Origin of the sequence: Variovorax sp. LG9.2, assembly GCF_035018885.1 — a bacterium.
Classification (GTDB): domain Bacteria; phylum Pseudomonadota; class Gammaproteobacteria; order Burkholderiales; family Burkholderiaceae_C; genus Variovorax.
This window is the reverse complement of the sequence record NZ_JASJXB010000046.1, coordinates 1-17,744: the sequence shown is the minus strand read 5'-3', so window position 1 is coordinate 17,744 and position 17,744 is coordinate 1. Positions and strand designations below refer to the sequence as shown.

The window sequence follows — 17,744 nt, the reverse complement described above, 5'->3', positions numbered from 1 at the left end:
ACATCGGGCACCCTTGAGGGCGCATCTCGTTGCGATGTCATCAACTCGCGCTGCAATGCTCAATGTTCAGCGTCTCCTTAGGGAGACGCTTATTAATTGATCGATCCGGGCACGCCTCATGCATGCACGATCGGACCAGATTTCCAAGGGTGCCCGACACGATTCAACGCAGCTTTTCCAGCGTCGAGTACGCGTTGAAGAGGAAGCGAACGCGCCTCGAGAAGTTTCTTTGCGGAGATAGAGCGCGTCGTGCCCTGGGCCCGTTTGGTTGCCGTGATCGAGCCGCTTTATCCGAACTAAGTAGGACGGCCAAGCTTTTGGCGCGGTTTCGCGTGTAGTTTGGGTGTCTAGTTGCAGATTCGCCGATTCGATGCACGAGCTTTGGCAAAGCGCACTTCGGCATTCGGCGTGTTGTTCACGAAAGAGAGAGTTCGAGTGAAGTGAGAAAGTTCGGGCGTCGGGCCTACGCGTCTTTCGGCGGCGGCGTATCCAGCATGCTGGCCACCCTGCTGCGAAGGATCGCTGCCGACTGGTAGTAGCCCTGGAAGGTGGCCACCGTGCGGTACCCCGTCATCGCCATGGCCTCGCCCATCGGCACGTCGCGCAGACCGGCCTCCGTCACGAAGTCCGAGCGCAGCGAGTGCGCCGAGAACCGGCCGTCCAGTCCCACGGCCGCGCAGCGCGACCTCACGATGAACCGCACGCCCTCAGCACCCAACGGCGCGCCAATGCGATCGCCTGCCATCACGCGCCGGAAGGTCGGTCCGCTGGTGATCTTGGCCGCGCGCAGGGCGCCGAGCCAGTCGCGCATCGCCTCGGCGGCTGAGCCAACCAGCGGCTTGTAGTTCTCCGGAAGGTCCTGGCCCAACTGGTTCGCCTTGGAGTGGCCCAGGCAAAGGTGCAAGGGCGCGGCCAGGTTGCTGCGCATGAACTCCAATCTTCACAGGCGAGCTCCTCACTTTCAGGAGCAGTTTTCACACTTACCGGGTTGTACAGATTTTCGGGGCCAGATCTGTATCGGCGCCGCGCATAGTCTGGGGTTTGTTCTTAAGGGAGGAAACGATCACTGATCAACGTTCGAGGAACAGCGGATGTGTCGATAGCGGTCGGGGAGTATTTCAGCAGCCTGCTAAGGGGTAAGTGCGCATGGTTGTTTGCAGCTTGTTGCGTAGGATGAATCTCACAGGCGGCGCATTCTGGAATTCATCTTTCAACGCGCTGCTGTGCCGTCCGCTCCGGCAGGAGCCAACACAACAACCACTAGAAAGCGCTCATGAAAAACCTGCATGCTGCCTGTTGCGGAGAACCGGATCGTCGGCGGTTTTTAAGCGCGTCCCTCGTGGCAGGCCTGGCTGGCGTTGGAAGCGCGACCGCTTCGTCGAGCGCACAGGCGGCGTCCCTCAGCGAAGTGAGGCGCAATGCCATGACGCCGGACGAGGTGGTCAAGTTCATTCTCGACGGCAACGCACGGTTCCTGGCGGGCGTGCACAGGCAACGCGACTTCTTGGCCGAGATGCGCTCCAGTGCCAGCGGGCAGCATCCTGCCGCAGTGGTCCTCTCATGCATGGACTCGCGGGCCTCCGTAGAAGTAATTTGCGACCTTGGCTTGGGCGACACGTTCAGCGCGCGCGTCGCTGGCAATGCGGTCAATGAGGACATGCTCGGCTCGATGGAATTCGCGTGCGCAGCGGCGGGTGCAAAGGTTGTGATGGTCATGGGTCACACGGCATGCGGCGCTACCAAGGGAGCGATCGACAACGTGGTGCTGGGCAATCTCACCTTGCTGCTGGCCCGCTTTAAGTCGGCCATCGACGCCACGGCCTACGAAGGTGCACGCACCTCGAAGAATTACGCGTTCGTCGACGCGGTTACCAAGACACATGTACAGCAGGCACTACCGCTGATTCGCCAACGGAGCCCCACATTGGCAGCGCTAGAAGCCGAAGGAAAAATCAAGATTGTGGGTGCGATGTACGACATTGCCTCTGGCAAGGTGACGCTCGTCTAGTGTCGTGAGTTAGAAGTTCGTTGAACTGTTTTGAGGTCTGAAGTCCGTCGGGTGCCGTGTGTACTCGACGAGGCTGCAATGAGTGGAAGGCCCAAATCGACACTAGTGCTGCCAAACGTCGAACGTGAACAGCTCAAGGCAGCTGACGCTGCGACGCAAGACGGCAAAGGTCTTGGTGCTGCGAGCGCGCATCGTGCTGGCGTGTGCCTATGGGCAGGACAACAAGGTGGTTGCAGCACGCCAACATGTCACACCGCAGATTGATCCGAGATTCGTCGAGAAGGTACGCGACATCGTCGGCCCCTACATGGGTCGCCTTTGATGGCGATCGTGCTGTGTGTAGACGAGAAGAGCCAGATCCAGCTGTCCCGGTCAAGTTATTTCAGACACATTGATAGGTTGATTGATTGCCGATTCGTGCTCGAAGGCATTGGGTGGCAAGTTGCCCAGTGCGGAGTGCAGCCGCACACTGTTGTAGAAGCTCACGATGTAGTCGGCAACGTCGCTCAGGGCTTGGCACGATTGGCGTAATCTCGCTGCCAGATCCGCTGCATCTTCAGGTTCAGGTTCAGGTTCAGGTTCAAGTTCAAGTTCAAGTTCAGGAAGAAGCGCTCCATGACTGAATTGTCCCAACAATTTCCCTTGTGACTCATGCTGCCCACCAGCCCGTGCTTGGTGAGCAGGGCTCCATGCGCGTTGCTTGCATATTGACTTCCACGGTCCGAAGGTACGATCAAGCCGCTCGCCAGTTGACGCTGTGCGATGGCCAACTGCAGCGCCTGACACAACAGCATCGCCCGCATGTCTGGGCCATTGCCCAGCCCACGACCTTGCGCGCAAACAGGTCTGGCACCACTGCGAGATACAGCCAGATACAGCCAGCCGCTGCGCGTTCTGATGTAGGTGATGTCAGCGACCCACGCAGGGTTGGACCGCGTCGCATTGAACTGTCGATCCAGCACGTTGGGTCAGATCGGCAATGCATGTCGGCTGTCGGTGCTGTGTACGAACTTGCGCTTCCACGCCGAGCGCAAGCCATGCGGGCGCATCAAACTGCGCACGCGATAGCGGCCCATTACGACGCCTCGCAAGGCCACTGCCGCTCGCAGACGACGGCTTGCGTAAGCACCACCACTGGCGGCGAATGCAGCTTTCAAATGCACGCTGGCTTGGCATACTCGAGGCGGGATCTGCCTGCGTTTGCGTGCGGCGTAGTAGCCTGAGCGGCTGACCTCCAGTACCCGGCAGAGTTGCTCCACCGGCACGGCGTTGTCCTTGTGTTGCAGCTGCTCGATGAGTTGCAAGCTCATCGCAGTTCGCGGGCAAAGAAGGCCGAGGTTTTTTTTGAACGTATCCACATCGCCTCGCAGTTGCTTGTTCTCGGCTTCGGGTTGACGGATGCGCTGATGCCCGGCGGTCAAGGGCTTGCCTATTCCAGGCTGACCGAGTTGTTCGGCATCGGCCTGTGCCAGCCAGTGCCAGCCAGTGCCTCACAGCCGTCTCGCCCAATCGCACGTCCCGGCACACTTGGCCGATATGGAGCCCCTGGACGCGGATCATCAGAACGACTTGCAGCTTGAAGCTCGCGTCAAAGACTCTTCGGGTTGATTTCGTCACGTTTACTGGCCAACTGATTTCCACCCATCCGAGTGTGCGAATTCATTTGACCAGGACTGTTTCCTCAGGTCTAGGCGTGAACGACGCCAGTAAATCCTTGAGCGTCAGCGTTCGAGGAAATCGAGGGTGAGCAGTACGTTCAATTTTCGCCATGGCCCAAACTTCCACAAGGCAGGGTCGATGGGACACATAGCGTAGGCGATGGCGGCCCTCTTCAAGACCGATGGACGTGGATGGGATAGGGATGGGTGCGCATGGCGCGACACTGCCGATTGAACCAGCGTCTGCTTCCTCTGCCTGCTGCTTTCACATGAATCTCTTGCACCTTGCAACATAGCCTAGCAATGAAAAAACAACATAGCCTAGCAACGGACAAGCAATAAAGTCTAGCACCCGGTTGACAATAGACCCTGGCACCAACAAGCAAGGCCCCTACCCATGGCAACCAATCCCGCAGCGAATCTTCGCAAAACGACCCCGGCGCAGCGGCGGCTGGCCGCCGCCCTGGAGGCACTCCATGCCCTGCAGCAGCACGGCCTCAGCGTCTTCAATACAAGCGAGTTCTCTCGTACGGACCGTGAGGCGCTGATGGGCGCGGGGTTTCTCCAGCCGATAATCCAGGGCTGGTACATGTCCGCCAGCCCTTCAACCAAGCCAGGAGATACAACGCCTTGGATTGCGGGAATGAAGGACTTCATTGCCGCCTACTGCAATGCCCGGTTCGGCGCCGACTGGTGCGTGTCGGCGGAATACTCGCTGAAACTGCACGCCGGCACGACGTTGCTGCCCCAGCAAGTCGTCATTCACTCGCCGCTGGGAAAGAACGGGGTGCTGGCCCTGCCCAACGGGTTCTCGCTGATGGACTACCAAGCGAGAGACTTTCCGGCGTCCGACCGGCGCGACAGCGTAGGAAACGTCCGGACTATGACGCTGGCCCATGCGCTCCTGAAGACGCCGGAGAACTTCTTCAGAGCCTCAGCCCAGGACGCGCAAGTCGCACTGCTGTCCATCAGCGATGCGTCCGAACTCAGCCGTCTGCTCGCGCAGGGGAATCACAGCACGATCGCCGGTCGCCTCGCCGGCGCCTTCCGCGCGGCGGGCCGAGACGCGATCGCGGACGACATCGTGGGATTCATGCGTGCCTTGGGCAACCAAGTCACCGAGGCCAATCCATTCGAGATCCCGCCGCGAATTGTCCCGGGTGACCGCACCGAGTCGCCCTATGTCTCCAGATTGCGACTGATGTGGGCCTCGATGCGCGACGACGTCGAGAGCGCTTTTCCACGAGACGAGCCAGGAAGGCCTGACGACGTCGCCGCGTTCATGCAAGCGGTCGAAGACGTCTACGTCACCGATGCCTACCACTCGCTGTCTATCGAAGGCTACAGAGTCACGCCGGAACTGATCCGCCACGTGGCAAGCGGGGATTGGGACGAGGATATCCATGAGCAGGACCGGCAGTCCAGAGATGCGATGGCGGCGCACGGCTACTGGCTGGCGCACAACGAGGTCAAGGTATCCATCCGGAAGATCTTCGACGGCGCGAACGCCGGTGACGTCCTCAAGGGCGATCATGGCGCTTGGTTCCGTGCGATGTTCGCGCCCAGCGTCACCGCCGGGCTCCTGGCGGTGACCGACCTTGCTGGCTACCGCGGGCATCAGGTCTACATTCGCAACGCGCAGCATGTGCCCCCACCGCGCGAAGCGGTGCGCGAGATGATGCCCGTGCTCTTCGAACTGCTGCGCGACGAACGATCGGCTGCGGTGCGCGCGGTGCTAGGTCACTTCATGTTCGTCTTCATTCACCCGTACATGGACGGCAATGGCCGGCTCGGGCGCTTCATCATGAATGCAATGCTGGCCTCGGGCGGATTCCCTTGGACGGTGCTGCGTCTCGAAGATCGCGATCGGTACATGGCGACACTGAATGCGGCAAGCGGCCAGGGCGACATCAGGTCATTTACGACATTCGTCGCCCAGAGTCTGGACGCGGCGCAGGACGCGCAGGTTGATTTGCTGCAAGACGATGGCGCCTTGGACGCCGACATCGAGGAAGACGATTCGCAACGCCCGCGCGGCTGATGCGGCGCGCGGCCCAGGTTGAATCAGCTTTCAGGTATTCCCAGAGAGAAGCTGATTTCAGTGACGTCCGACCAGGAGATGACGCGGGTCTACCCTCCATGCATTCGCGCGATCGCGGCGACGATCGCCAGGCCCAGCGCATCGAAGGCTTCATCGACTCTCACCCGTCCATAGGCAGCGTAGAACACGCGGCTTCGATCCACTGATTGCGGCCTTACGCGCCTTGAAAGTTGACGAACTCTATTTCGTCGAACTCACGTTCTTTCATCCGCTTCCGTATTGTTGCTTTGCCCTGAAACCTGACTGAGCTCACGACGGCTCCCACGGCACTCGATCAATGACCTCACGTATGACGGATCGGGACAGTGCGCTCGCGCGTGAGGAGACCGTGCAGGAGGCTACGAAGGCGCTGCTGGAGTGTGCGATCGCGGTGGTGGGACAGCGGCCTGGCCCACAGTCGGTGACCAAGGCAGCAAAGCCACGACGTCGGGCAGTTGCTCCAGCTTCGTCATGACGTTCCAAGCCCATCAAGCGACCCGACGACGTCGACCCACATCCTCATATTGATGCTTTGCTCTACAGTTTTGTAGAGCAAAGCTATTGTTTGGGCGATCTTCGTGTGACGAGGGTGCTGCCGAGCAGATGATGGTGTTCGCACAGCAGCTTGTGGGCGCCGGCTGCACTATCGCAACAGGATCTCGACGGCGTCTTGCGGCAGAGACCGAACCCGCTTCAGAGATGAAAGTAGGCCAGCGCGCCCACCACCAGCCCCAAGCCGCTCATCACGAAGACGGCTTTCTCCAGCCAGCGTCGCCTGGTCAGCAGCGCGATCGCGGCCATAGCGATGGCGATCTGCAGCGCCGTGGTGGCCTGGGCCCAGCGGTGATGCTGGTGCAGCTTGGCTTCGCTCATCTCGTCGAATTCGGTCGACTCCTTTTCGAGCTTTTCGGCGGCCAGCTTGATCTCGGCCTCCTCAGCAACGTAGCGTTTGACTTCGGCCTCGAAGAGCGGTCTTCGCGCCGCGTCGACAAGCTGCATCCCGAGTTCGCTCAGGTTCTGCTTGTTGCTCTTTGCCTGGTAGAAATTCCATTGGTTTGACGCCTCGGTCTTCCTGATAGCAGCATCGTTCTTGAATATCCCGGCGTCCGCCTGAGTGGCTCCCGCCATGTACGAGAACATCGCCCCGACCGTTGCGAGGATCGCCGTCATCACCGCCAACTGTCCGGCCGTCCCCCTGGGCTCGCGCTCGGCCGCCGCGTCCATCTGGTCTTCGTGTGCCCCACGTATCTCGAACTCTTCAGACAAGCGCTTCTCCTGATGTTGGGTCAATTGTCGACGACCGGTGTACCCCCACACCGTCCGAGTCCGTGCCCCATGGCGGCACCTACCCTCTATCTAAGCGCTGCCCAAAGGCTCACGTCTCGCGTGAACCCAATGCCCCGGAGCGCAAGCTGCCGGGGCGTTTTCTTGGCGGATGAAACGCGCGGTCCAGGTCATGCAATTGTTGTATCCCTCCACATGTCGACACCGGGATGCCGCAATGCGAACATCCCACCACGCGCGGAATGATCAGACCCCTTGCCGAGTTGGTAGCCGAACGCCGACTGGCGTCCTATGGGGCTGTGCGGCCACAGGTGGACGCCTGCATGGCGTCCCTGGTCGAGGTGGGTGTGCGTGCGGTCACGGTCGGCTCGTATGCCCGTGGCCCATCGTCGTTCGGTGACGGATCGGAAGTGGACATTCTTGTCCTCGATGCGGGTGAACTGACCGAATGCGAGGTCTATGCGCGCATCGTGGAAACCATCCACCCGAACCCCCGTCGACCTGACCTTCGCGCGCGAACTTGGCGAGAAAAAGACCGCCAACATGATCGTGATTTCAAGGCCGCATCACCAGTACCACCTCTGACGCTCTTAGCGCCATTCACGTTGTCGACGCAGGTCCTGATCGCCGCACTGGACGCAGCCCTCGGCACGCTCGAACGCGACTTTTCGCACGCCGGAGTGCCTTCGAAGCATGTGCACTCGAAAGCGCCCACCAGCAGTCCATAGAATCGCCCTCGCTTAAACAAGCAACGCCAGCGTTCATCGCGAGGCGTTCACGTACCCCAGGAAAACATGAACAGACTCGAACTCGCAGACAAAATCGTCGCCGCGCATGGCGTGAGCAAAGCGGAGGGCGCACGCATTCTCGCCACCGTCACCGAGGCCATCGTGGCCTCCGTCAAGAAAGGCGATCCAGTTCAGATCGTTGGATTCGGAACCTTTAAGCAAGTCGCTCGCGCAGCACGTGCAGGCTTCAATCCGACGGCTGGAACGAAGATCAAGATTGCCGCACAGAAAGTGCCGAAGTTTGTCGCCGGCGCCGCTTTCAAGGCTGCCGTTGACCCGAAGGCTGCCAAACGCAAGGCCGACAAGGCTGTGGCGGTGAAGGCTCCGGCAAAGAAGGCCGCCCCAGCAAAGAAGGCTGTCGCTTCAAAGAAGAAGTAAACAAACGGAAATGGGGGCTGGCATCGCGACGGCCCTCGGGCTCTGCGCCTGCAGGCGCCACCGCTTTCCCTGGCATATTTGTCTTTCGGCAGCAGGGTCTCCCTGCAATGCCAACGACCGTTAGCGGCAAGTCGCCCTTCTCGGTTCAACCCGCTGCACTCACACATGCAATCCAAGTCGACGCGCCGCGACGTAACTAAAGCAGACAGACGAGACGGCGATGATCGCCAACGCGAGATCGAGCGCATTTGTGCCGAACACGATCTTCAAGGCTTTTTAAACCCGGCCGCGCCGCTAAAAGACGGTTGGGATGAAAGCACAGGGTCGGCTGCTGAGCCATCGCAGCCCATCGTTACCGTCAAGCGACGCCGAGTCATCGACCAGGTGGGTTGAACGCACCTGGGGACGCTCGGTAGACAAATTCTGCGCTCTACAGCGCGGGCAGATGCCGCCCGAGTTCTCTTGCATATCGAAACTCGAGTGCGTCTTCAAAGAGGCAGCGAGCCGCGTTTCTTAGGGATGCTCGATGCCCATCGCTGGCCCTCGAAGCTGCCTGTTGCCGAGCCCGACGACGTTCAGGTCCAACGGCGGAAGGGTCATCCTGCTGCGGTGTGAGTCGCTAGGAAGACCCCATGCAGCAGCGCTTACTCCAACTTGCTGCGGCGGTATTCGAAGCGCGGCCTCGTACATCGTCCAGCCGGCGCATGACTCCACCGAAGTGCACGAGTGCTGCTGGCATCGCGAGGAAACGGAGTGCCCTGCGCGCGTCGTGCGATCACCCGCCCGGGGGTCTGCCCCCTGCGATCGGTAGGGATGACGCAGGTGATGATGTTTCCGAAGTTGTTGGTCATCCCGGCCTGCTCAAGTACCCAAGTAGGGGTAAGCACGCTGTTGGTGCGGATCCGGTGCGCTGCTGCAGCGGGACTGACGCGTTGTAGCCCATGCCAATACGCGCCTCCATGACGCCGGAGAACCGGCGGATCCGGTTCTCCGGCACTACCTTGATCATGAAACTTGCGCGGTTCTCGGGCAGCGTAGCGACCGCCCAACAGGCTCCACGATGGCCCTGAAACAGCGTCCGCGATCAGCCGTTCTAAGCGCTCCTGTTCGCTGAACTGCGCAGCAACCTTTGCGCCAGATCCTCAACGTGTCGCGGTGGGCCGGCACCCGAAGCACACAAACTGTTTGGCCCCAAACATTGTCTTCACAGCGCCTTCTGCTCGCGGCTTGTGGAGGCCGCAGAGCAGGCAGGACATGCTGCTGCCGACTGCGTTCGTCTTGAACGGGGTGCCGGCAGGCTTGGCCTTGTAGCGCAGCCCGTCCGGCTTGATCTTCGACGGCTCGCCGTCCACGAAGTCTGTCACCCGGTATGTGGCAGGTGATTACTTCGCGAAGTCAGCCAGCGACTTGCCCGCTTCGATTGCAGCCTTCAGCCAGCCCGGCTTCGGACCCATGCCGCTCCACGAATGGCCGGCATCGTCGCCGTAGCTCATCTTGGCACGCTTGGTGAGTGGAGCCGGTGTCGCTGCGGTTTTGGTCACCGGCGAGACTGCAGCAATCGCAGCACCCAGCGGCATTGGCGTCTTCTTTGCCTTGGCGCGCTTGCCGATGCGGAACTCGTTGATGTCACGGCCAGCCCGCAGCGCGTCGCGCAGCCATGCCGGGCGCGGACCGCGGCCACCCCATACGTTGCCAGACTCATCACTGAACTGCGGCTTGCTCTTGCTCTTGTTGGTGCTCTTGGTCGCTGGCTTCGAAGACTGCTTCGCGGCAGGCGCCGACGTCGGTGCGGGAGCTGCCGAAGTCGCAAGGGGGGAAGTCTTGGCACCGTCGAATCCGAGTTGCTCGGCCGTCAGGCCGTAATGCTCGATGGCTGCTTTGATTTGATCGATAACGCCCTTGGCTTCAACGGCTTGGAGGGCTTTGGCCTGCCGTTGGAGTTTCTCGATTTGCTGCTGGATCTGTTCGTAGGTCTTTGCCATGAGTCTTTGGAAGTAGGGTTGAGATAGTCCCGAGCTTACCTGTTTGCAATTAACTAAGACTCTTGGCGGCTCATCCTGAAAAGTCGGCATCTCAAAAGCTGATCTGTGCACACTCCGAATTCCTATTCACCTAAGGGTTGAATTCCGTCTGCATTGCCGTGACTTTTGTGAAATGACCGGCAATTCGGACGATCGTTCTCTCCGTATCTCTTTCCCATAAAACTCGTCTTTGACCAGACGGCCGACAGCAGAGCGCAGCGCGAGGCGCAACGCGCTCTCGAAGACGCAGGCCAGCACGACATCGACACTGCCCGGCAGGCATTGTTTTGGGTGCAGCGCTCGAACCGGCGCAACATCGACCGCTATGTCCGCACCAAGATACTCAGTGGCCTGCTGCTTGCCGCGGCTGCGTTAGTCGTGGTCCACTGCGCGAGGCATTAGCCACTCTGGAGAACTACGGAAACAGCGCCATTTAGCCCGGATGACGTGATCCGGTGCGGAAGTTTTCAATCCAGAAACCGGACCTTGTAGTCCGCGGGTGGCATGGCGCATTCGTCGAGTCTGCCAAAGACGCGGTACCGGTTCCTGGCCAGCAGGCGATACAACGGGTCCCTGACCTGCACGGGCACCAGCCAACCTATCCAGGCCAGTCGCCAGGGCCAGCCCAAAGCCCCCAGCACCCTGAAGATGGCGCCGGTGTGCTGCCAGATGCGTGGTCCATCGATCAACAGCAATGTCTCCAGGCCTTCGACCTTGAGATTGGCCTGGGACAGAAGGGTCTGTCCCGCGGTTCCCTGGATCGATGCGTAGCGGAAGACGCCTTTGCGGTCATGCCGCAAAAGGAACTTCACCCAGCCATTGCACAGCAGGCATTGCGCATCGAAGACCACGATCATGGGTTCAGCTCCTTCGGAATCCGCAGTGTGCCCGGATAGCCGCTCACCAGCCGGATCCAGCGCAGGGAAGCGCTGACGTTGAAGTGGATAAGTTCGCCCTCACCGGACTCTTCCGCCGCGATCGTCGGGTGTCCCCATCGGGGGCAGGGCAAGCCGAGGAAGTGCAGCTGTTCAAGACGCATCACCAGTCGCCTCTGTATGGCCTGCAGTCGAAAAGTCAGTCGCGCCGCGCTAAGTTTCTCAACAATGAACCGATGTGGTCTTGTCAGCGTTGAGGTCATCGATCAGGTGGGAAATGACGTGTCCACGTTTTTCGGTCCGCTTGTGCGTCGCGCCGGAAGCGGATCGTGCCATTGACTGCATGCAACGGGGAGCCCAGCAGGCGGGCCAGTTGCCTCGCGGCCCATGAATGTGGCGCCTGCATCCGCACCTCGCCTCGCAGGATGTGCGTGCCGAACGGGCTGTGGAAGCGCCGCACGGCGGGATGCAGTTGCAGGAAGGCGTCTCCCATCACCTTCACCTGCCGGTACAGCGAATCAGTGCTTGGCGATTTCAGCACTTCAGATCGAACGCCCGCTTGCGCGCCTGGTAGAGCGCGACATCGGCCTGTCCCCTGGCTTGTCCGGAAGCCTTCGAGGTTTGTTCTTCCAGCGCTGGCAACTGCTGGTCCAACTTGGCGCACTGAAGCTGGTCGGTCGATGACAACTCGTAGCGGCGCCGGCGCGTATCCATCTCGTCGTGGGAGAGCCCGTGCAACGACCGTGTGGCGTTGTCCAGGGTGCTGTGAAACTCTTCGCGCTGCACATCGCGGCCTTTGCTGGAGCGACCAGTCATTTTGTCCGCTCCCTGCGTTGGCGTTACGTCGATAACCTTTGCACCCACGCAAGGCGCATCCGAATAGTTGACCTTGCCATTCGTCTCACACCGGTACACGGTCGGTGGTGCCGCAGCGCAGATCGTAAAAACCAGGAACGTGAAAGCAGCAAGAGATTTCATGGATCGGAAGGACGTGTGCGAAGAGCATTCGATAGGATTTGCCGTCAATCTCAAGCGCATTGGCCCGCAAAGCAGTCCGCATAACCCGGGCTTATCAGCTCGTAGTCGCGAGCGCTGCGCCACGCGTGCGCACCGCTGGCGATCGCATTGGCATAGCCCCAGTTGGCCACCTGTCGGCTGACCTGCGGGTCTGACGGCATCCCCGCTGCTGCGCCGATCTCGAGCAGGTTGTCGGCATGCGTGTCGAGCCGCTGCAGCCAGCGCTCCAGGTGACCCCGCGCTGCCAGCGTGCTCGACTTGCTGCGATTGCAAGAAGGATGGGACAGCACGAAGTTCTGGCCCACGTCGCGTGGGTACAGCGAGAACGGAATGAAGTGATCGACGTCGGCGCCCGTCATTGTCTGGCCGCAGTAGAAGCATCTTGATCCGTCGACCTTGCGAAGTCCCTGGCCCAGAATCAACAACGACTGCCGCGACGACGAGAACAGGAAGTCCTCGAGGTCGTTGCCTGGACCCAGCACCGACAGGTTCATGCGGTTCGCCTTGATGTGGTCAACCCAGTGCGATCGGGCCAGTTGCTGCACCAGCGGCTGGAAGCGCCGCAGGCAGTAGACGCTGGCCGGCTTGATACCAACCAGGCCGTCGCTGCGACGCGCGTACAGAAACTCGTCGGTTCCACCGCCAAATTTCTGTAGGCGCTTCAGCGGCATTTCTGACACGGTGCGCGTCACTGACGCCAGCAGGGCAGGGTAGGCCGCATTTCGCATTCCTTGCTGTGCTGTCGCCGCACAGGTCTGCTCCCTAAAAGCTTTGACCAGATTGACGACTGCCGCCTGGGCGCCATTGTTCTGAACGAGCACTGCCGGTTTGTTGGAAATCACTGATGTCGCCGCATACGGCGCGGCCTGCTGCCAGTAGAGCTGGACGAAACGTTCGCCGATCTGACGGGTTGTGACCAGGAGCTCCTGGCCATCGTCATTGCCGAGCTCGACAGCCAGGTCCGCCAGTGCGATCAGCAGTGCGAACTTGTACGTGGCGGTGAAGTCGCCTTCAGCGAAGAGGCGCTGCAGCTTGGCGAGAAAGGAGAGCTGTTCCTCCGGCGAAGGTGGTCGCTGTGTGCTCACCCGAGATGCGACCAGTAGTCGGCTTTGTCCGGGATGATCCAGCGCACGCCGCCGCGCGGATCCGTCATGTCGCCGGCGTAGCGCGGAATCAGGTGAATGTGGAGATGAGGCACCGTCTGCCCCGCAGCGGCACCGTCGTTGATGCCGATGTTGTAGCCGTCGGGGCGGTGTTCGGCGGCCATCAACGCCTTCGCGGCATCCAAGAGTTCAAGCAAGGCATCTCGCTGCTGTGCTGTCGCGTCAAAGAACGACGCGATGTGCCGCTTCGGAATGATCAGGCTGTGTCCCGGCGACACAGGAAAGCCGTCCCTGATCCAGAAGGCGTGTGCATTCTGGGCTTCGATCCTCGATGCATCGATTGCGCAGAAAGGACAGGGAAGGTCGGTGCTCATTGCTTTTCGGACGTGGAGAATCTGCCGGATAGTATTTGACCCTTGCATTCACCCTCGCTTGATCGCTTGCGTTGAATAGGCGACTGTGATGTCGTCGCGGCTCCTGACGGTGCACTGAAGCGCGGGCTCCGTTCTGTCAACGAATTGGGTCGGCAAGACCAATGCTCGCCATGAATCAGAGCGGCTCGCTGCAATCAAGCCGTCCTTTCTTGTGGCATGTGAAGGCGAAGACAGTGAGAAGCCGGCAAGGAGAACAGCCTATGGACGGTGCGCTTCGGGTAACACTGGCGGCCTGCCGGTGATCAATTCAACGCCTTCACGTGGAAGGACGCGCGCGCGCTGGCGCTCAGCGTCGAAGATTGCAACGAATGCCGGCGACCCGTCGAGCAGGAAACCAGAGCCAAGCAACTCCGAACCTTTTCTCAGTTGGACGCATTGGTACTTTGACTTCGTGCACCCCTTTGCGAATTCGACAGCTTCGGCCTCCGCACTCTGCTTGCCGTTCGCTGCACCAATCGCATCAGGGAAATACATGACCAACGTCCATGCGATAAGCATGCAGGGGATGACGGCGGCAAGTAACAGCGTGGCAATCAAGCACTTCACCATGCGTCGCACCCCCGGCTTGCGTTGAGCCAGCCATTCAGATGCCCTACCGGTCCCTGCGTCCCAAGGCGACACCAGAACAAAGAGATATAGCGCCAAAAAGCACGCGCCTGCCGTCCACGCTCCAGGGTTTGAGAGGATGCGAAGAAAGGCCAGTGCCGATTGATTAATCACTCCGTAATAGCCATCGATCAAGATCAGGTCCGCAGTCTTCGGAAAAACCCCCGCATCAATGCCCCAATACTGCATGTACGTGCGATGAGACGTTATGCCAACAACGTGCAGCGCCACCGTGCCGATGGCAACCAGGACGGTCAGCACGCTCAGGATCGTCGCCCATTTAGGACGCGAAGGTCGGGACGGCTGCTCGACTTGGGTATGCATGCCTCGAATGTAACTCGTGTGTTACGAGCCTGTGGACTTGAAGTCTGATCAAGCCAGGTCGGCCCGATGTTTGGATCAGCTAGTGAAGTGCAAGCTCACAAGGGCCCAACTGCTGCATTCAAAATAGGCTCACACCACATCCGCCGGTCCGGCCACCACCCGGTCATACCGCGCCATGACCTCGGGCTCCACCCCCAGCCAGCGCGCCACTTGCGCCGGCTCTGTTCCTCTTCGCAGCTGGCGCAACGCAAAGGTGTGCCGCAACCGGAAGGATCCCCCATCCGCACTGTCGATCCCTGCGTCCTCTAGCACCGAACGCGCAGCCTTGTACTGCGCCTCCTTGCTCCACGGCTTGCCCGAACGCGTCGCAGGAAACAGCCAGTCCCCCAGGATCCGGGCTTCGGCCCGGACCTGCAGCCAGTGATGCAGCAGCTCCCCAGCCCAAGGGGCCACCGGCGTCTCCCTCGCTGCTGAATTCCCGTCGCCCGGAACACCCAGCTTCCAGGGCCGGTCCCGTACCCGTCCACCGTGAACCACGGGGGAGGCCAGCACCAGCCCCCGCACATCCCCTGGCGTCAGCCCCGCCCCCAGCTGCGTGGCCACCGCCACCCGGTTGCGCACGTCCTGCCAACTCAGCGCCGCCTGCCCATCCCGACGTGCCCCTGACACCCCCGGCCGCGGCCGGGCAGAAGACACAAACGCGATCAGCACCCTGGCCTCCGACACGGACAGGAACTCGGGCAAGGGATCGGCCTTGGAAGCCTCCGCATACCGCACCTCCGGATGGTCCGACACCCATTGCGCCGCAGCCACATTGGCTGGCACCCCTATCTCCACAGCATGGTGCTGCAGCACTCGGTCGATCAGACGCATGAACCTCAACGCATAGCGCGGGGAGAGCGACAGATCCGAGCTCTTCTGCCCGAAGCGCGCCGCCTGAAACGCCTGCAGGTCCAACCCATCGAGCGAAGCCAGCGTCACCGCCGGCGACTGCCCCAGGCACCAGGCGGTAAAGGCCCCCCACATGTCCCGGTAGACCTGTACCGAGCCAGGCTGGCGCAAGAACCCGGAGGAACGCCGATCGACAAGCCAGCGCTCGAAAGCTAGCAAGTGGCTCTGGGACTGGGCATCTTCAAAGAGGGAAAGGGTAATCATAAATACACTAACGGCGAAGTGCCTTCAATTCTGAGCGACTGTGTTTTGTTTTGCAAGCTAGTGCGGGGGTGCCATTCAAGCCGTGATTGTAAGATTGGCGTGCCGTTAGTGTATTTGTGGACTGCGCAGGTAGGTGCGCAGGCGGTTCACCAACCATCGGTTGGCAAGGCTGAGGGAGCTTGGCTCTAGCTCTTGCGGATCCTTGCGCGCCGGGGACCACGCCCACCTAGACTTGTCGGGTCATGAGCAAACGCAGCAACATACCCACCAAGGCAGCCATCGGGATCCATGTCCAGGCGCCGGGCCCGGTCGGTCCAGCATTTGCTGAGATCGTCGCTTTGATTAGGGCGGCCAAGACACAGGCGTACCAGGCAGTCAACACCGCATGGTCGACCTCTATTGGCAGGTCAGTGAATACATCAGTCAAAAATTGGCGGGCGCGGAGTGGGGCGATGGCGTTGTTGCCCAATTGGCGAGCCATCTGGCCGAAACACAGCCCGGATTGCGCGGCTTCACCCGCGCCAATCTTTTTCGCATGCGCCAGTTCTACGAAACCTACCGTGATGACGAGAAAGTCGCACCGCTGGTGCGACAACTGCCGTGGACCCATAACCTCATCATCCTCAGCCAGAGCAAGCGGGCCGAGGAGCGGGAGTTCTACCTGCGCGCCGCAGCGCGTGAAGAGTGGACCAAACGGGAGCTTGAGCGGCAATTTGGCCTTGCACTCTTCGAGCGCGTCGTGCTGACGCCGGCAAAAGTCTCACCAGCGGTGCGACAAAGTCATCCCCAGGCATTGAGCGTCTTCAAGGACGCGTACCTGCTCGAGTTCCTCGACTTGCCCGTGTTGCACAGCGAAGCCGATCTGCATCAGGGGCTGCTGGGTCGGCTCAAAAGCTTCCTGATCGAACTAGGACGTGACTTCTGCTTCGTCGGATCGGAGTTCCCGGTCCAGGTCGGAAAGCAGGACTTCGCGCTGGATCTGCTGTTTTTCCACCGCGGGCTGAACTGCCTCGTTGCCATCGAATTGAAGGTCGGGCGCTTCGAGCCCGAATACCTGGGCAAGCTCGGTTTTTATCTGGAGGCACTGGATCGCAACGTCCGCAAGCCGCATGAGAATCCGGCCTTGGGCGTGCTGCTCTGCGCTAGCAAGGACGACGAAGTGGTTGAGTACGCCCTGAGCCGAACGGCATCGCCCGCACTCATTGCGCAGTACCACACCCAATTGCCCGACAAAGCGCTGCTGCAGGCCAAGCTGCACGAGTTCTACCTACAGGATCTGGCAGCTCGCAACGATGACAGAGAAAGTGACGCAGCCGCCTCCTGAAAGCTGATAGCGCGCCCTAGAAAAATCAACTGGACCGTAGCGCTTCTTCATGCACCGAAGCAGGATGACCCCTCTGCTGGCTCCAACCAAACGCATGCCGGCAGTACGATGCCGCATGAAAGTAGAGCTCGACACCAGAAACCTGCCGGGGATGATGTCCCCGTGGCGCAATGCCACTGACATGAAGGTCAGGCTGAGCGACGAAGCGAAGCTCCACATGCTGGCCAATCGCGCTCAGATGCTGAAAAACATGGTCGACGTGGCCGATCACTGGCGGACGTCCCTGCAGGCCTGTACGGGAGCGGTTAAAGAGCTTTCAGAGCTTGATGCGTTCAAAAACGAAGTGCTTCATTCAAGCGATGAGTTGCCGACAAATTGAACGACTTGCAGAGGCTTGGGATTGGCGAGTCACTGGCAGACGAACAAACGCCGCCGTCAGATGGCAGGTCTTGAAGCACGCCCCTGCAGCAGGTGAAGTTTCTTGATCGTCACCGAAGCCATCGCCCGCGCCCGGTGGTCGCCCGAGTACCAGGCGATCCGGGACCACTACGCCGATCGCGTCGCCAGAGTTTCCGGCGTCCCGCTCATGCAACAGGTGGAAGAGGGGCTGATTGTTGGCGCCGACCGAGAATTGACCCACTTATGAGGGTTGTGCCGATCTCAAAGTGACCCGGGTGTTCAGCCTACCC

At 60.5% G+C, this 17,744-nt stretch carries 19 protein-coding genes and 2 pseudogenes; 9 read left to right on the top strand and 12 right to left on the bottom strand.

Annotated elements, in window-relative coordinates; translation table 11 throughout:
- Positions 1 to 463 precede the first annotated feature (463 nt).
- On the bottom strand, positions 464 to 928 hold the full coding sequence (locus QN413_RS25465) for a hypothetical protein (RefSeq protein WP_323499390.1): 465 nt from the start codon (positions 926 to 928) through the stop codon (positions 464 to 466).
- Positions 929 to 1,339: 411 nt separating this feature from the next.
- Here QN413_RS25465 and QN413_RS25460 point away from each other — a divergent pair, with 411 nt between their 5' ends.
- The gene (locus QN413_RS25460; protein WP_416352250.1) at positions 1,340 to 2,008 is read left to right on the top strand and encodes a carbonic anhydrase family protein; all 669 of its coding nucleotides are present in this window, start codon (positions 1,340 to 1,342) and stop codon (positions 2,006 to 2,008) included.
- Positions 2,009 to 2,132: 124 nt separating this feature from the next.
- Positions 2,133 to 2,330 (top strand): hypothetical protein, encoded by a 198-nt coding sequence (locus QN413_RS25455; protein ID WP_416352249.1) that lies wholly within the window; start codon positions 2,133 to 2,135, stop codon positions 2,328 to 2,330.
- A 50-nt stretch (positions 2,331 to 2,380) separates the two neighbouring features.
- Here QN413_RS25455 and QN413_RS27475 read toward each other — a convergent pair.
- A pseudogene (locus QN413_RS27475) lies at positions 2,381 to 3,568 on the bottom strand (IS3 family transposase).
- 495 nt (positions 3,569 to 4,063) lie between these two features.
- Between QN413_RS27475 and QN413_RS25440 the strand changes: the two are divergent.
- Complete coding sequence (locus QN413_RS25440; protein WP_323499386.1) at positions 4,064 to 5,707, top strand: Fic family protein; 1,644 nt, start codon at positions 4,064 to 4,066, stop codon at positions 5,705 to 5,707.
- A 732-nt stretch (positions 5,708 to 6,439) separates the two neighbouring features.
- On the opposite strand, the gene QN413_RS25435 is transcribed toward QN413_RS25440, so the two are convergent.
- Positions 6,440 to 6,970 (bottom strand): DUF4337 family protein, encoded by a 531-nt coding sequence (locus tag QN413_RS25435; protein ID WP_323499385.1) that lies wholly within the window; start codon positions 6,968 to 6,970, stop codon positions 6,440 to 6,442.
- Between the two features lie 302 nt (positions 6,971 to 7,272).
- Here QN413_RS25435 and QN413_RS25430 point away from each other — a divergent pair, with 302 nt between their 5' ends.
- The 3 genes and pseudogenes from QN413_RS25430 (at position 7,273) to QN413_RS25420 (ending at position 8,589) form a co-directional block, all read left to right on the top strand.
- Positions 7,273 to 7,758, top strand: a complete 486-nt coding sequence (locus QN413_RS25430; RefSeq protein WP_323499384.1) for a hypothetical protein — start codon at positions 7,273 to 7,275, stop codon at positions 7,756 to 7,758.
- Between the two features lie 57 nt (positions 7,759 to 7,815).
- Positions 7,816 to 8,196, top strand: a pseudogene (locus tag QN413_RS25425) (HU family DNA-binding protein); the annotation flags it as partial.
- Positions 8,197 to 8,361: 165 nt separating this feature from the next.
- Positions 8,362 to 8,589, top strand: coding sequence for a hypothetical protein (locus QN413_RS25420; protein ID WP_323499383.1), 228 nt, complete (start codon positions 8,362 to 8,364; stop codon positions 8,587 to 8,589).
- A 989-nt stretch (positions 8,590 to 9,578) separates the two neighbouring features.
- Here QN413_RS25420 and QN413_RS25415 read toward each other — a convergent pair.
- The 9 genes from QN413_RS25415 to QN413_RS25375 form a co-directional block, all read right to left on the bottom strand.
- Entirely contained in the window at positions 9,579 to 10,178 is a 600-nt protein-coding gene (locus QN413_RS25415; RefSeq protein WP_323499382.1) for an H-NS family nucleoid-associated regulatory protein, read from the bottom strand.
- A gap of 506 nt (positions 10,179 to 10,684) precedes the next feature.
- Positions 10,685 to 11,074: a thiol-disulfide oxidoreductase DCC family protein gene (locus tag QN413_RS25410; RefSeq protein WP_323499381.1), complete on the bottom strand. Its 390-nt coding sequence runs from the start codon at positions 11,072 to 11,074 to the stop codon at positions 10,685 to 10,687.
- A complete protein-coding gene (locus tag QN413_RS25405; protein ID WP_323499380.1) occupies positions 11,071 to 11,355 on the bottom strand; it encodes a DUF4166 domain-containing protein in 285 nt (94 codons plus the stop codon). The genes QN413_RS25410 and QN413_RS25405 overlap by 4 nt, the downstream gene beginning before the upstream one ends.
- On the bottom strand, positions 11,352 to 11,633 hold the full coding sequence (locus QN413_RS25400; protein ID WP_323499379.1) for a DUF4166 domain-containing protein: 282 nt from the start codon (positions 11,631 to 11,633) through the stop codon (positions 11,352 to 11,354). Before QN413_RS25400 ends, QN413_RS25405 begins: the two co-directional genes overlap by 4 nt.
- Positions 11,627 to 12,070: a DUF4124 domain-containing protein gene (locus tag QN413_RS25395; RefSeq protein WP_323499378.1), complete on the bottom strand. Its 444-nt coding sequence runs from the start codon at positions 12,068 to 12,070 to the stop codon at positions 11,627 to 11,629. The genes QN413_RS25400 and QN413_RS25395 overlap by 7 nt, the downstream gene beginning before the upstream one ends.
- A gap of 50 nt (positions 12,071 to 12,120) precedes the next feature.
- The gene (locus tag QN413_RS25390; RefSeq protein ID WP_323499377.1) at positions 12,121 to 13,194 is read right to left on the bottom strand and encodes an HNH endonuclease; all 1,074 of its coding nucleotides are present in this window, start codon (positions 13,192 to 13,194) and stop codon (positions 12,121 to 12,123) included.
- Entirely contained in the window at positions 13,191 to 13,634 is a 444-nt protein-coding gene (locus tag QN413_RS25385) for an HIT family protein (protein ID WP_323499376.1), read from the bottom strand. Before QN413_RS25385 ends, QN413_RS25390 begins: the two co-directional genes overlap by 4 nt.
- Before the next feature lie 210 nt (positions 13,635 to 13,844).
- Positions 13,845 to 14,576 carry a hypothetical protein gene (locus QN413_RS25380; protein ID WP_323499375.1) on the bottom strand — a complete coding sequence of 244 codons (732 nt, stop codon included), beginning with the start codon at positions 14,574 to 14,576 and terminating at the stop codon, positions 13,845 to 13,847.
- 129 nt (positions 14,577 to 14,705) lie between these two features.
- Positions 14,706 to 15,731 carry a tyrosine-type recombinase/integrase gene (locus QN413_RS25375; RefSeq protein ID WP_323499374.1) on the bottom strand — a complete coding sequence of 342 codons (1,026 nt, stop codon included), beginning with the start codon at positions 15,729 to 15,731 and terminating at the stop codon, positions 14,706 to 14,708.
- A 385-nt stretch (positions 15,732 to 16,116) separates the two neighbouring features.
- On the opposite strand from QN413_RS25375, the gene QN413_RS25370 reads away from it, so the two are divergent.
- From QN413_RS25370 to QN413_RS25360, 3 genes are all read left to right on the top strand, one after another.
- Positions 16,117 to 17,055 carry a PDDEXK nuclease domain-containing protein gene (locus QN413_RS25370; protein ID WP_323499373.1) on the top strand — a complete coding sequence of 313 codons (939 nt, stop codon included), beginning with the start codon at positions 16,117 to 16,119 and terminating at the stop codon, positions 17,053 to 17,055.
- A gap of 115 nt (positions 17,056 to 17,170) precedes the next feature.
- Positions 17,171 to 17,434 (top strand): hypothetical protein, encoded by a 264-nt coding sequence (locus QN413_RS25365; RefSeq protein ID WP_323499372.1) that lies wholly within the window; start codon positions 17,171 to 17,173, stop codon positions 17,432 to 17,434.
- 102 nt (positions 17,435 to 17,536) lie between these two features.
- Positions 17,537 to 17,701: a hypothetical protein gene (locus QN413_RS25360; RefSeq protein ID WP_323499371.1), complete on the top strand. Its 165-nt coding sequence runs from the start codon at positions 17,537 to 17,539 to the stop codon at positions 17,699 to 17,701.
- Positions 17,702 to 17,744 lie beyond the last annotated feature (43 nt).

Coding starts and splice junctions, on each gene's coding strand:
- QN413_RS25465 (WP_323499390.1), bottom strand. CDS start 928: ATGCGCAGCAACCTGGCCGCGCCCTTGCACCTTTGCCTGGGCCACTCC.
- QN413_RS25440 (WP_323499386.1), top strand. CDS start 4,064: ATGGCAACCAATCCCGCAGCGAATCTTCGCAAAACGACCCCGGCGCAG.
- QN413_RS25435 (WP_323499385.1), bottom strand. CDS start 6,970: ATGGACGCGGCGGCCGAGCGCGAGCCCAGGGGGACGGCCGGACAGTTG.
- QN413_RS25430 (WP_323499384.1), top strand. CDS start 7,273: ATGATCAGACCCCTTGCCGAGTTGGTAGCCGAACGCCGACTGGCGTCC.
- QN413_RS25420 (WP_323499383.1), top strand. CDS start 8,362: ATGCAATCCAAGTCGACGCGCCGCGACGTAACTAAAGCAGACAGACGA.
- QN413_RS25415 (WP_323499382.1), bottom strand. CDS start 10,178: ATGGCAAAGACCTACGAACAGATCCAGCAGCAAATCGAGAAACTCCAA.
- QN413_RS25410 (WP_323499381.1), bottom strand. CDS start 11,074: ATGATCGTGGTCTTCGATGCGCAATGCCTGCTGTGCAATGGCTGGGTG.
- QN413_RS25405 (WP_323499380.1), bottom strand. CDS start 11,355: ATGACCTCAACGCTGACAAGACCACATCGGTTCATTGTTGAGAAACTT.
- QN413_RS25395 (WP_323499378.1), bottom strand. CDS start 12,070: ATGAAATCTCTTGCTGCTTTCACGTTCCTGGTTTTTACGATCTGCGCT.
- QN413_RS25385 (WP_323499376.1), bottom strand. CDS start 13,634: ATGCAAGGGTCAAATACTATCCGGCAGATTCTCCACGTCCGAAAAGCA.
- QN413_RS25380 (WP_323499375.1), bottom strand. CDS start 14,576: ATGCATACCCAAGTCGAGCAGCCGTCCCGACCTTCGCGTCCTAAATGG.
- QN413_RS25375 (WP_323499374.1), bottom strand. CDS start 15,731: ATGATTACCCTTTCCCTCTTTGAAGATGCCCAGTCCCAGAGCCACTTG.
- QN413_RS25370 (WP_323499373.1), top strand. CDS start 16,117: ATGGTCGACCTCTATTGGCAGGTCAGTGAATACATCAGTCAAAAATTG.
- QN413_RS25365 (WP_323499372.1), top strand. CDS start 17,171: ATGAAAGTAGAGCTCGACACCAGAAACCTGCCGGGGATGATGTCCCCG.